The following is a 13,565-nucleotide window of genomic DNA, read 5'->3' as shown; positions in this document are numbered from 1 at the left end:
AGCGAAACCATGATTCACGTGAAACATCGGCAACTTTGGAGATCTGACTGATGAACCTGATGCGCACCGCGATGCTTCTGGCCTTCATGACCGCGTTGTTCATGGCGGTCGGCTTCCTCATCGGCGGAAGGGGCGGCATGATGATCGCGCTTGTCATTGCGGCCGGTATGAACTTCTTTTCCTACTGGAACTCCGACAGCATGGTGCTGCGCATGTACCGCGCCCAGGAAGTCGACGAGCGTACAGCCCCGGAATATTACGGTATCGTCCGTGATCTCGCGGGGAACGCCGGACTGCCCATGCCGAAGGTCTACGTCATCGATAATCCGCAGCCGAATGCCTTTGCCACCGGCCGCAATCCCGAAAATGCTGCGGTGGCCGCATCCACCGGGTTGTTGAATGCGTTGACCTATGATGAAGTAGCAGGCGTCATGGCGCATGAACTGGCTCACGTGCAAAACCGTGACACGCTGACCATGACACTGACGGCGACGCTTGCCGGCGCGATCTCGATGCTCGGCAATTTCGCCTTCTTCTTCGGCGGCAATCGTGAAAACAACAATCCGCTCGGCTTCATCGGTGTGCTGGTGGCGATGATCGTCGCGCCGTTCGCGGCGATGATCGTGCAGATGGCCGTCAGCCGGACGCGTGAATATTCGGCCGACCGGCGCGGTGCCGAGATCTGCGGCAAGCCTTTGGCCCTGGCATCGGCACTGGCCAAAATCTCCAATTTCGCCCATCAGGTGCCGAACGCCGAAGCCGAACGCAATCCGGCCACGGCGCATATGTTTATCATCAATCCATTGTCGGGGGAGCGCATGGACAACCTGTTCTCCACCCATCCGGCGACGGAAAACCGCATCGCTGCCTTGCAACAGATGGCGCAAGAAATGCAGCCGGTCTCGACGCGGCCGGTCAGGGCTGATAATCCCGTGCGCAAATCGCGCTCCGTGCCGCCGACAGGCTGGGGTCGCGGTGGTTCTGAACCACCGAAAAAAGGTCCCTGGTCTTGACGTCTGACGACAATAGAAATGATTCGCGCCCGAAACGAAATAAACGCCCTGCCCGTTCGCGCGGCGATGGTTCGGAGAATCCGGCGTTCGAACGCAGTGACAAGCCCGGAATCCGGGCCAGGCAGGCCGCCGCTAAAATGCTTGCCGCCGTTGTCGATCGCAAAACCTCGCTGGATGGCATGCTGGATGCCGGCAACGGCAATCCGGTCTATCGCGAGCTGAATGAGGCCGACCGTGCGCTGGTTCGCGCGATCCTGAACTCGGCCCTGCGGCAATTGCCGCGCATCGAGGCGATGATCGGCTCCTTGCTGCAAAATCCGCTGCCGGAAGGCGCCCGTGCGCTTGATCATGTGTTGACGGTGGCCGCGGCGCAAATCCTCTATCTGGATATTCCCGATCATTCCGCCGTCGATCTTGCAGTCGAGCAAGCGCAGATCGATCCGCGCAACAAGCGTTTCGCCAGTCTCGTCAATGCCGTGCTGCGCCGCATGTCCCGCGAAAAGCGGGATCTGCTTGAAAATATCGGTGAAAAGATCCCGGCGTTTCCGGCTTGGTTCCACAAACGGCTGGTCTCCTATTACGGTGCCGACGAGGCAGGCCGCATCGCCGACGCACTTTTGACCCCTGCTGCTATCGATTTGACCGTCAAATCCAACCCGGAGAGCTGGGCGGAGCGGCTGAATGGCCGCCTTCTGCCGACCGGTTCTGTGCGTCTTGCCGGGTTTTCCGGCGCGGTTCCTTCGCTGGACGGATTCGATGATGGCGAATGGTGGGTACAGGATGCCGCCGCCGCCCTTCCCGCCAGGCTTTTCGGCCCCCTTGCTGGCAAGCGTGTCATCGACCTCTGCGCCGCACCCGGCGGCAAGACGGCACAGCTCATTCTCGCCGGTGCCGAGGTGACGGCACTCGATCAATCGGCGAGCCGCCTCAAGCGGCTTCAGGGCAATCTTGCCCGTCTGGGGCTGGAAGCGACCACCCAGGAAATCAACATGGCTGATTTCCGCACCGAAGAGCTGTTCGATGCCGCCCTGCTTGATGCGCCCTGTTCCTCGACCGGCACGATCCGCCGCCATCCGGATGTTCTGTGGACCAAGGGGCCGGAGGATATCGAAAAGCTGGCCGTTTTGCAGGAAAAGCTGCTGCGTCATGCCCTGACCCTGGTCAAGCCCGGCGGCCTTGTGGTCTTTTCAAATTGCTCGCTGGATACACGCGAAGGCGAAGTCGTCACCGAACGCGTCCTGGCTGATGGCCATTGCGAACGGGTAGCGATTAACCCGGCGGATTGGCCTGGTCTCGAAAATGCGGTGACTTCGCTCGGCGAATTCCGCACCACGCCGGCCATGATCGATCCGCAGGACGGGTTCGCAGGTGGTCTCGATGGTTTTTATGCCGTCGTCCTGCGCCGCAAGATTTAGGGACATCTCTGTCAACAGGCACATGACGGGCGTCAATTGACGCTCCTTGTGCCTTTGCCCTAAACAATACGGGTACGATCCATAAAAGTTTAACGGTTTTTCAGGCACGATCACCGTCCTGGAGTATCCGGTACGGACAGCACTCATTCCGGTTTTCAATGCCGCATGAAGCCAGTTCGGGAGTAGGGAGACGCGCAGGCGTCGAAAATGCAGATTTCAGACCGGCAAAGGCTTCTTTATCTGTATGCGCGTGAGGGCTGGCGCCGCTTCTCGCGCCGCCTCGCCTTGGGCCGCAACACCGCATTCCGCTTTACCGGAACAGCGCCTGACCGGCTGATCGTCGCTCCCACCGACCTGCGCGCCATTGATCCTTTCGTGGCGCAGGAAATTCTGCAAGGCCGCTTCCCGTTGGCGGGCCGCGTATTGGATACGGCGGGCGAATCGCCATTCGAGATAGATCTTCCATCGCATGAATTCGCCGTAAGGTTGCATTCCTTCGGTTGGGTCCGGCATATGCGCACGGTCAAGGAAGATGAGGCGTTTGCGCATCTGCGCCATATCGTCAATGACTGGATCATCACGCACGGGCGCTACATCGGCGGTATAGCATGGGAAGCGGATATCATTTCTCAACGCCTGATTGCCTGGCTGTCACATTCGCCGATCATCCTGCGCAATGCCGAGCATCCGTTCTATCGGCGGTTCCTGAAAAGCCTTGCCTTCCAGGTGCGCTATCTGCGCCACATAACCGACACGACCTGCGACGGCGACGCGCGCTTGCGCGCGCGGATCGCGCTCGCCATGGCCTCTGTTGCCATGCCGGCGTCCGAGGCGACGATCCGCAAAGCCGCCCGCAATCTCGATGTGGAGCTTGACCGGCAAATTCTTCCCGATGGCGGCCACAGTTCGCGTAACCCGCGCACGGGTCTGGAATTGCTGATCGACCTGCTGCCGTTGCGTCAGACCTATGTCAATCTCGGTCATGAGGTGCCGGCAAAGTTGATCCCGTGCATCGACCGGATGTATCCGGCGCTGCGGTTCTTCCGTCACGAGGGAGGTGAACTGGCTCTGTTCAACGGCGCCACCTCGACGCTCGCCAATGAGTTGATGGCCGTCCTGCGCTATGACGAAACGGCTGGTGCGCCCTTCAAGGCCTTGCCGCATCTTCAGTATGAACGGCTAGCGCATAACAATGTCGTCGTCATCATGGATACCGGAAAGCCGCTGTCGCCGGAATTGTCGCGCACGGCACATGCGGGTTGCCTGTCGTTCGAAATGTCGTCGGGCCGACACCGGTTCGTGATCAATTCCGGATCACCAAAGTTTGCCGGCGAACGATTCCGCCAGTTGGCGCGCTCGACTGCGGCGCATTCGACCGTAACAATCAATGACCGCTCGTCGTCACGCCTGTCGCAGTCGGGGTTTCTCGGCCCCATCGTCACCGGCGGCGTCTCCAAGGTTGCGGTCCGCCGCGAGGAACGCGCAGGCCAGCCGGATGCTGTCATCGCCAGCCATGATGGCTACGCGCAGGCCTTTGGCCTGCTGCACGAGCGCGACATCAGCGTCAACGGCCAGGCAAATGCGGTTCGCGGCCGCGACCGGCTGTTTCAGCCGGATGGTTCGGAACCGGCGCAAAGCAACAGCGCCGTCGCCGTTGCCCGGTTTCATATTCATCCGTCGATCAATATCCGCCAGCACAGCGCTCATGAGGTCTATCTGAGCGCGCCGGACGGCGAAGTCTGGCTGTTCACGTGCCGCGACGGCGAGGTTCTGGTCGAGGAAGATATCTTCTTTGCCGATCCCTCCGGCGTTCGGAAGTCGTCGCAACTGACCGTCACCTTCGCGGCGGCCTCACAGCCGGAAATCCAGTGGATTTTTTCGCGCGAAGGGTGACAATATCCTTGGTAGAGCGCTCATTGCCGTGACTGCGGTTTCTTCAGGTGAAAAGCTGTGTTAACGGCAGGCGGACATTTGCCGGAAGACCCTCCCGATATCCGGCGCCTAAGCCAAGGAGCTTGATGATGGCTGTCGCCTCCAAGAAGATTCCCGCCCCGGATCAGGTCACTGTCCGCACCGCCCTCCTCTCCGTTTCCGATAAGACCGGCATCGTCGATCTGGCGCGCGCCCTGCACCAGAAGGGCGTTCATCTTGTTTCGACCGGCGGCACGCACAAGGCTCTCGCCGATGCCGGCCTGCCGGTCACCGACGTGTCCGAACTCACCGGTTTTCCGGAAGTGATGGATGGCCGGGTGAAGACGCTGCATCCTGGCGTCCATGGCGGGCTTCTGGCGATCCGCGATGACGAAGATCATGTCCAGGCGATGACGACGCATGGCATTACCGGCATCGATCTGGCCGTGATCAATCTCTATCCCTTCGAGGATGTCCGCGCCAAGGGCGGCGATTATCCGACGACGGTCGAAAATATCGATATCGGCGGCCCGGCAATGATCCGTGCCTCGGCCAAGAACCACGCCTATGTCACCGTCATCACCGACGCCTCCGATTATGCGGGGCTTCTGGCCGAACTGGGCGCCGGTGCCGCCACATCCTTCGCCTTCCGCCAGAAGATGGCGGCCAAGGCCTACGCCCGCACCGCCGCCTATGATACCGCCATTTCAGGCTGGTTCGCCGAGGTGCTGGATACGCCAATGCCGATTCACCGCACCATCGGCGGCGTACTGAAGGAAGAGATGCGCTACGGCGAAAACCCGCATCAGAAAGCCGGATTCTACATCACCGGCGAAAACCGCCCGGGCGTAGCAACAGCGACGCTCCTGCAGGGCAAGCAGCTCTCCTACAACAATATCAACGACACCGACGCCGCCTTCGAGCTGGTTGCCGAGTTCCCGGTTGCAAAATCCCCGGCCGTCGCCATCATCAAGCATGCCAACCCCTGCGGCGTGGCGACCGGCGCGACCCTGCTCGAGGCGTATGAGCGCGCGCTTGCCTGCGATTCCACCTCCGCCTTCGGTGGCATCATCGCTCTCAACCAGGAGCTGGATGGCGCCACGGCGGAAGAAATCGTCAAGCTGTTCACGGAAGTCATCATCGCCCCGTCGGTCAGCGACGTCGCCAAGGTGGTCATCGCCGCCAAGCCGAACCTGCGCCTGCTGATCACCGGCGCTCTGCCCGACCCGCGCATACCCGGCCTGACGGCAAAGACGGTGTCCGGCGGCCTCTTGGTGCAGACGCGTGACAATGGCATGGTCGAGGATCTCGATCTCAAGGTCGTCACCAAGCGCGCACCGACAGCGCAGGAACTGGAAGACATGAAGTTCGCCTTCAAGGTGGCAAAGCATGTGAAATCCAACGCTGTCGTCTATGCCAAGGACGGTCAGACCGTCGGCATCGGTGCGGGCCAGATGAGCCGTGTGGATTCAGCCCGCATCGCCGCCCTGAAGGCCGAAGAAGCCGCCAAGGCGCTCGGACTTGCTGCGCCGCTCACCCGCGGTTCCGCCGTTGCCTCGGAAGCTTTCCTGCCGTTTGCCGATGGTCTGCTGTCGATGATCGCAGCTGGCGCCACTGCCGTTATCCAGCCGGGTGGCTCGATGCGCGATCCGGAAGTCATCGCCGCCGCCGATGAGGCTGGCGTGGCGATGGTGTTTACCGGCATGCGCCATTTCCGGCATTGATCCATCAATCACCGGCTAAGAAACCCGCCTTCCGGCGGGTTTTTTTATGCGGGCTTATTCGCCGGATAAGGCGTGCGGATGAGGATCAGAAGGCCGGCACCCAGAAAAACGACCAGGGCCATCATGCCGATGCGGGCCGATCCCGTCATCAGGGTAACGGTGGCAACGGCGGCGGGCGCCAGAAAGGTCGTTGCACGGCCAGAGAGCGCGTAAATGCCGAAATAGCGCCCTGCCTCATCGGCGCTGACACTGCGCGCCATGTAGGAGCGGGACGAGGCCTGGACCGGACCGAAAGCAATCCCGACCAGAAGGCCAAAGACGATGTAGGCCTTCTCTGCTGCCGTGCCGAACATCGCGCCGGAATCGGTGGTTGGCAGCGGTAGCAGCCCGAACAATGTGTAGCCGGGTCCAGTCGAGACGATGCCGAGCGTGGCGATGGTCAGGCAGATCAGGCTGACGGTAACGATCACCTTGGAGCCGAGTTTTGCATCGAGCCGGCTGGCATAGAGGCAGCCGCCGATCGCCACGACATTAAGAATGATGCCGTAGACGCCAAGCTCGACGGTCTGCCAAGCAAACATGCTGGCAGCAAACGTGCCGCCCAGCGCCAAAAGGCCGTTGACCCCGTCCTGAAAGATCATCCGGGCAATCAGGAAACGCAGGATTCCGGAGCGGTGGCGCAGTTCGCCGATCGTATGGCGCAGTTCAGTCAGTCCGGCGCGCACCGCGGTCATAGCCGGCATAGCGGCCTTCTGGGCATCGGGCGTGAACAGGAACATCGGCAGGATGAAAACCAGATACCAGAGGGCTGAGATCGGCCCCGTGACCCGCGCATCGGCGCCAGTTGCCGGATCAAGCCCGAACAGCGGGTCTATTCCGAGAATTGTTTTGCCGGATTCCGGGCTTCCGGCAAGTAGCGTGACAACGGCAATCAGGACTATCATGCCGCCGAGATAGCCAAGCCCCCAGGCCATGTTGGAGATACGGCCGATCTCTTTTTCGCCGACCAGGCGCGGCATCATCGAATCGTTGAAAACAATCGAGAATTCCGCTGCGATCGAGGCCAGAATAATGAAGATGAACGGATAGATCAGCGACGATCCCGGCACGGCGAACCACAGGAGCGCCAGTGAAATGATCTTGATGACGGCAAAGAATGCGATCCAGGGCTTTCGCGCGCCGGTCTGGTCGGCGATCGACCCGAGTACCGGCGACAACACGGCGATGACGATGCCGGAGATGGTCAGCGTATAGCCCCACATCGCCTGCCCGTAAGCCGGGTCGTCGGTCAGCCGCGAGACGAAGTAGGGGCCAAAGATGAAGGTGATGATCACGGTGAAGAACGGCTGGGCCGCCCAGTCGAACAGCATCCAGCCGCCGAGGCCAGCGCGCGATACCTTTGGCTCGTCGCCAGCCTCCACCGAGATGCTGCTCACCTGATTCTCCACCGTCTGCCCGCCCCGTCTGGCGCGGACAGTGTCACCTCATCCTGTTCTGCGCAAGATCGCTCAAGAGGCCAGCGGCGACGGTGATCTTGGCGAGCGTGGTTTCTCCCTTTTCCGTCAGCTGGGTCAATTGGTCGGTCACGCGGGAAATCCGGCTGAGATCGCTGTCCTGCCAGGCGCCGACGGGATTGCGCTCATCCTTCTTGTTCGTCAGCACCGCGATGGTGATGTCCTTGCGCGCGGTAGAGATGTCGTTGATGCTGCGCGAAAGGGCCATGGCCTCGTATTGCTCGGTTGCCGAAACCCGCTCGGCGGCGGCGAGCAGCCGGGCGATCCGCAGATTCTGGGTTACGCCAAAGTAGCTCTGTGCCGTGCGTGCCAGCGTCACGCCGGTATCGGCGGTGATCTGGATGATCTCCGGCACGAAGGTCAGCACGGCGAGAGCCGCGATTTCTTCGGCAAGTGCCGGCGGCACGCCGCGCTCGATGAAATAGTCGGCCCTTTGCCGTACATCCGCCTTTGCGTCCTCGGGAATCGAGCTTTGCAGGGCCGATTTCAGTTTCTGCAAGGCTTCGCGCAGCTGCTCGATCGCCTCGCCGAGCGGCGCCTGCATTGCCTTGGTCCTGAGCGTCCGTTCGGTGACGATGGCAAAGATACGTGCCGCCTCCTGGTAGAGCTCATTCTGCACCGCGCCGCTGATGACGTTGTCGAGCGCGTCGATGTCGCCATAGATGCGCTTCAGGTCGTAGCCGTCACGTGTCAGAACTGCGGCCTTGACCACGTCTGCCGGCATGAAGCCCGTCTGGTCGATCAGTGTGCTGACAAAAGCCGGCCCGCCGCGATTGATGACGTCGTTGGCGAGAACCGTGGCAATGATCTCGCGGCGCAGCCGGTGTTCATTGATGTCATTGGCATGCGCCTTGTGCATTTTCGCCGGGAAGTAATCACGTAGTGTTGTCGCGAGATAGTCGTCGTCCGGCAGTTCACTGGCGACGACTTCGTCGAACAGCACGATCTTGGCATAGGACACAAGTACGCCAATTTCAGCGCGTGTCAGGGCCTTGCCGCTTTGGTAGCGCTCGCTCAGGGCCAGATCGTTCGGCAGCACCTCCACTTTGCGGTTGAGATGGCCGTCGGCTTCCAGCCGGGTCATGAGCCGGGCAAGAGCCGTCCGGTTGCCGGCACCCAGCATTTCCGTCAGCGAGATCGCCAGAGACTGTTCGTAGTTGTTGCGCAGCACCAGTGCCGCCACTTCGTCAGTCATCGAAGCGAGCAGCGTGTTGCGCTTGGCGCGTGTCAACCGCTCGTCGCGCATGGCAGAGGCGAGCGCGATTTTGATGTTCACTTCCACGTCGGACGAATTGACGCCGGCGGAGTTGTCGATGGCGTCGGAATTGCAGCGCCCGCCCTTGAGGCCAAAGCCGATGCGGCCGCGCTGGGTAACACCCAGATTGGCGCCCTCGCCGATCACCTTGGCGCCGACATCGTCAGCGGTGATGCGGATAGGGTCGTTGGCGCGGTCGCCGACATCAGCGTCGGTTTCGGTCGCGCCGCGCACATAGGTGCCGATGCCGCCGAACCAGAGCAGATCGACCTGGCTTTTCAGGATCGCCGTCATGATTTCGAACGGTGTCGCCTGGCTTTTCTCGATGCCGATCGCTGCCATCGCCTGTGGCGTCAGCGTTACCGACTTTTCCGTGCGCGGAATGATCATCGCGCCGTCCGAAAGCGTCGAGCGGTCATAGTCCTGCCAGCTCGAGCGCGGCAGGTTGAACATGCGCTTGCGCTCGGCAAAGGATCTTTCGATATCCGGATCAGGATCGATGATGATGTCGCGATGGTCGAAGGCGGCGATCAGGCGGATTTTCTCCGACAGAAGCATGCCGTTGCCAAACACGTCGCCCGACATGTCGCCGACACCGGCGACACTGAACGGCGTCGTCTGGATATCGATGTTCATCTCGCGGAAATGCCGCTTGACGGTTTCCCAGGCGCCGCGCGCGGTGATGCCCATCTTCTTGTGGTCGTAGCCGGCAGAACCGCCGGAGGCGAAGGCGTCGTCCAGCCAGAAGCCGGCTTCCTGCGCGAGGCCGTTGGCCGTGTCGGAGAAGGTTGCCGTGCCCTTGTCGGCGGCAACGACGAAATAGGGGTCGTCACCATCCAGCCGCAGCGTATCGGCCGGTGCCACGATGTCCTGGCCGACAATGTTGTCGGTGATCGACAGCATGGTGCGGATATAGGTCTTGTAGGCCTCGGTGCCGGCCTTGAAGATCTCGTCGCGGGTGCCGCCGGCGGGCAGTTGCTTCGGATAGAAGCCACCCTTGGCGCCGACCGGCACGATGACGGCGTTCTTGACCTGCTGCGCCTTGACCAGGCCAAGCACTTCGGTGCGATAATCCTGCGAACGGTCCGACCAGCGCAATCCGCCACGGGCCACCTTGCCGAAGCGCAGGTGAACACCTTCGACCTGGGTGCCATAGACGAAGATTTCGCGGAAAGGCCGCGGCTCCGGCAGGCCATCGAGGATCTTCGGATCGAGCTTGAAAGCCAGCATCACCTTCGGATTACCGTCGGCGTCGCGCTGGAAATAGTTGGTACGCAGCGTCGCCTCGATGGCGTTGACGTAGCGGCGCAGGATCTGGTCTTCGTCCAAGCTCGGAACGGCGTTCAGGGCCTCCTCGATCGCTGCTTTCAGCGCTGTCGTACGCTTCGTTTTCGGCTTATCTTCCAGCGTGGGGTCCATGCGGGTGACGAAAAGCTTGAAGATATTTGTAGCGATGGCCGGATATTTGTTCAGCGTATCGGCGAGGTAACCCTGCGAATAGGTGATGCCGGTCTGGCGCAGATAGCGCGCATAGGCGCGCAGCACCGTGACTTCGCGGGCACTCAGGCCGGAAAGCAGGATCAGCCGGTTGAAGCTGTCATCCTCGATGACGCCGTTCCAGGCGGAAAGATAGGCTTCCTCCAGCATCGGGCCGGTCTTGTCGAGATTGAGCAGGTGCCCATCGCGATGGATCAATTCCATATCGTGCAGAACAACGAGGCGATCACCGCCCTTGGCGCAGGAGACGATAATGTCATGGGTCTGTTCGCTGATGACCCGGAAGCCGAGATTTTCCAGCAATGGAACGCGGTGCGAGAGCGAGACCGGTTCGCCGGCATGGAAAATCTTCAGTTCAAGCGATTCTGGGCCCTTGCCACGCTTCTGGTAGAAGGCGATGCGGATCGGGTCATCCAGGGAGCATGCAGCGATATCGGCGAGGTCGCTATGGGCTTCGGCTGGCGTAAAGGCTGCCTGATAGGCGGCGTTGACGGAGATCGACACCCCGTCATGACGGGCCAGCAAATTGAACCGGTCGATCCAGCGGGTGACGATATCGCGAACCGCGTCTTCAAGCTTTGCCTGCGCCACGCGCGGCGTCTTGCCGCCGGAACGGCCGATGATGAAATGCACGCGGGCAAGGCCGCCTTCCGGGAAAGCCGGGTAATAGGCGGAGACGCGGCCGTCATAGATGGTTTTCAGATAGAGCCCGATCTTTTCACGGACATCCGAATCATACTGTTCGCGTGGAACATAGACGATAACGGAAACGAAACGATCGAAATGGTCGATACGCGGCAGAACCCGGGTTCGTGGCCGGTCGGCCAGTTCGTTGATCTGTTCGCAGAAACTGGCCAGCAGGCTGACGTCGATCTGGAACAGGTCGTCGCGCGGATAGGATTCGAGCGTATTGGTCAGCATCTTACCGGAATGGCTCTGCGGATCGAAGCCGAAATGATCGACGATCTTCTCGACTTTGAAGCGCAAGAGCGGAATGTCTGCGGCAGGCCTCGTGTAGGCGCTGGACGTGAACAGGCCAACGATGCGCAGTTCGCCGGTGACATTGCCGGCCTCGTCGAAACGCTTGACCCCGATATAGTCCATATAGGCGCGGCGGTGGACGACCGATTTGACATTGGCCTTGGTGATAATGAGGAAATCCGGGCCGTTGAGGAAGGCCAGGATTTCCGGGGTCGTCAGCACGGCATCCTTACCCTGGCGCAGTACGCGCACATCGGGATTGGAGAGAATCCCGAGGCCCCGGCCCTCGCCGCGTTCCACCACGGCATCGTCGCCCTTGCCGGAATAGGTATACTCGCGCATGCCGAGGAAGGTGAAATTGTTGCCGCGTAGCCAGCGCAGGAAAGCCAGCGCCTCATCGCGGTCGCCCTTCTTGCGGCTTGGTGCGTGGTTTTCCAGTTCGTTCATGGCCTGGTCGAGCAGCGCCGTCATCGGGGTCCAGTCGCCGACTGCCTGATGAACCTGGGATAGCACGTTGGCAATCCGCTCCTTCAGGTCTTCGGCCTCGGTGCCGGTCAGGCGGGTCATATGAATCTGGATATGGCTGATCCGTGTAGCCGGATCGCTCTTCTCTTCCGGATCGAAGATCTTAGCTGGCTTCCCGGCCTCAAGAACCAGAATGGGATGCACGGCAAGAAGAATGTCGCGATGGGTGCTGGTCACCTCACCCATGATCGAGTCGTAGAGGAATGGCATGTTGCGATCGGTCACGGAGAGAACCGAAACGTCGTCGCCATTGGGGGCAATGCCCTCGATGGTCTCCACGCTGATCACCGGACGGTCGCTTTCCTTGCGGTTGATCGCCGTCAGCGCGTGGGCGGCGGTCAGCGCCAGCATCTCCGGCGTATAGGCATCCAGATCATCATGGCTGGCGCGGCGAAACAGGATTTCCGGAGCGAGCATTTTTAGCCCCAGGACCTTGCCGGCTTCACTGACTGCTTCGAAATGACGGTCTTTTTTCGGATTGTATTTGGTGCCCATGACGTAACTCCCCGCAATCACCATTTTGGCCGAACCTACCAGAAGAATTGCCCATAGCGATTGTTTTTGTGGCCATTTTTCGGTCAGATTGATCCAAATCGGAATGGCTTTATGAAATTTTCGGCAAGTTCTCGCCGATTTTCGAATTCAATCGGTTGTATTCGCATATTTCATTGTCCTCATGGACGAGGCCGAAATGAGCCTTCCGATCTTTTGGCAGCCGCAGTTGACAGCGGCATGACTGTCGGGCGATCTGGACAGGTCGAAACAGCGGAAAATCAGAAATGTCCGAGCCTGCCCCCGGCGCCGTCATCGTCATTTCCAGCCATGTGATTCGCGGATCCGTTGGCAATCGCGCAGCCGTCTTTGCGCTTGAGACGCTGGGCTATCCGGTCTGGGCTGTGCCGACGGTTATCCTGCCCTGGCATCCCGGCCATGGTCCGTCGACGCGGGTGACGGTGGGTGCCGAGGATTTCGACCGGTTGATCGACGATCTGATCCGCGCGCCGTGGACGGGCGAAGTCCGCGCGGTCCTGTCCGGCTATCTCGCTGGAGCCCACCAGGCAGAGGGCGTTGCCCGCCTCGTTGAAGCCTTGCGCGTGAAGAACCCTGATTTGTTCTATGCCTGCGATCCGGTGATGGGCGATGCGGGCGGGCTTTATGTCCCGGAGGCGACGGCCATTGCGATGCGCGACCGTTTGCTGCCGCTTGCCTCGCTTGCCACGCCGAACCGGTTCGAGCTTTCCTGGCTTTGTGGCGTGGAACTTGAAACAAATGCTGCAATTCTCGAGGCGGCCCTTTCGCTCGGGCCGTCGCGCATGCTCGTCACCTCGGCCATCCCGATGATGCAGGGGGGCACCGGCAATCTCTACCTGTCCGGCAATCATGCGCTGCTGGCCGAACACCGGCTGATCGACAATCCGCCGAACGGGACCGGCGACCTCCTGGCGGCTTTGTTTGTTGCCCGGCTTCTGGAAGGGTTGAACGAGGAGCGGGCGCTGCAATTGGCGACCGCGAGCGTTTTCGAGATCATTGCCCGCACTGGCAAGCGCGGTGCCGATGAACTAACGCTGGAGCGGGATGCCGCCAGTCTGGCGACGCCGATGGCCATGGTTCAGATGCGGCGATTGCTGCATCCCGGGCAGAAACGGCGCTCTTGATATCGTTCGGCCGATCTACCTCTTGCCAGCACATGCCTTGAGCGAATAAACCGTTTCCACCCAAAGCAAACGATA

Annotated in this window: 7 protein-coding genes; 5 read left to right on the top strand and 2 right to left on the bottom strand. The window is 60.8% G+C overall.

Annotation, left to right across the window (positions count from 1 at the left end; genetic code table 11):
* The first annotated feature begins 50 nt into the window (after positions 1–50).
* The 4 genes from htpX (at position 51) to purH (ending at position 6,063) form a co-directional block, all read left to right on the top strand.
* Positions 51–1,013, top strand: a complete 963-nt coding sequence (htpX, locus tag ASD36_RS26810; protein WP_060502522.1) for a zinc metalloprotease HtpX — start codon at positions 51–53, stop codon at positions 1,011–1,013.
* Entirely contained in the window at positions 1,010–2,428 is a 1,419-nt protein-coding gene (locus ASD36_RS26805; RefSeq protein ID WP_060512085.1) for an RsmB/NOP family class I SAM-dependent RNA methyltransferase, read from the top strand. Before htpX ends, ASD36_RS26805 begins: the two co-directional genes overlap by 4 nt.
* Before the next feature lie 207 nt (positions 2,429–2,635).
* Positions 2,636–4,321: a heparinase II/III family protein gene (locus tag ASD36_RS26800; RefSeq protein ID WP_060502524.1), complete on the top strand. Its 1,686-nt coding sequence runs from the start codon at positions 2,636–2,638 to the stop codon at positions 4,319–4,321.
* A gap of 128 nt (positions 4,322–4,449) precedes the next feature.
* A complete protein-coding gene (gene purH / locus ASD36_RS26795) occupies positions 4,450–6,063 on the top strand; it encodes a bifunctional phosphoribosylaminoimidazolecarboxamide formyltransferase/IMP cyclohydrolase (RefSeq protein WP_060502838.1) in 1,614 nt (537 codons plus the stop codon).
* Between the two features lie 44 nt (positions 6,064–6,107).
* On the opposite strand, the gene ASD36_RS26790 is transcribed toward purH, so the two are convergent.
* Together ASD36_RS26790 and ASD36_RS26785 are read right to left on the bottom strand one after the other, a co-directional pair.
* The gene (locus ASD36_RS26790; RefSeq protein ID WP_244481945.1) at positions 6,108–7,499 is read right to left on the bottom strand and encodes an MFS transporter; all 1,392 of its coding nucleotides are present in this window, start codon (positions 7,497–7,499) and stop codon (positions 6,108–6,110) included.
* Between the two features lie 43 nt (positions 7,500–7,542).
* On the bottom strand, positions 7,543–12,330 hold the full coding sequence (locus tag ASD36_RS26785; RefSeq protein WP_060502525.1) for an NAD-glutamate dehydrogenase: 4,788 nt from the start codon (positions 12,328–12,330) through the stop codon (positions 7,543–7,545).
* Positions 12,331–12,614: 284 nt separating this feature from the next.
* Between ASD36_RS26785 and pdxY the strand changes: the two genes are divergently transcribed.
* A complete protein-coding gene (gene pdxY / locus ASD36_RS26780; RefSeq protein WP_060502526.1) occupies positions 12,615–13,490 on the top strand; it encodes a pyridoxal kinase PdxY in 876 nt (291 codons plus the stop codon).
* The last annotated feature ends 75 nt before the right edge of the window (positions 13,491–13,565 follow it).

The sequence above is a fragment of the Rhizobium sp. Root1334 genome, assembly GCF_001426665.1.
In the GTDB taxonomy this organism is placed as follows: Bacteria; Pseudomonadota; Alphaproteobacteria; order Rhizobiales; family Rhizobiaceae; genus Pararhizobium.
This window is presented reverse-complemented; position numbering and strand designations above follow the sequence as displayed.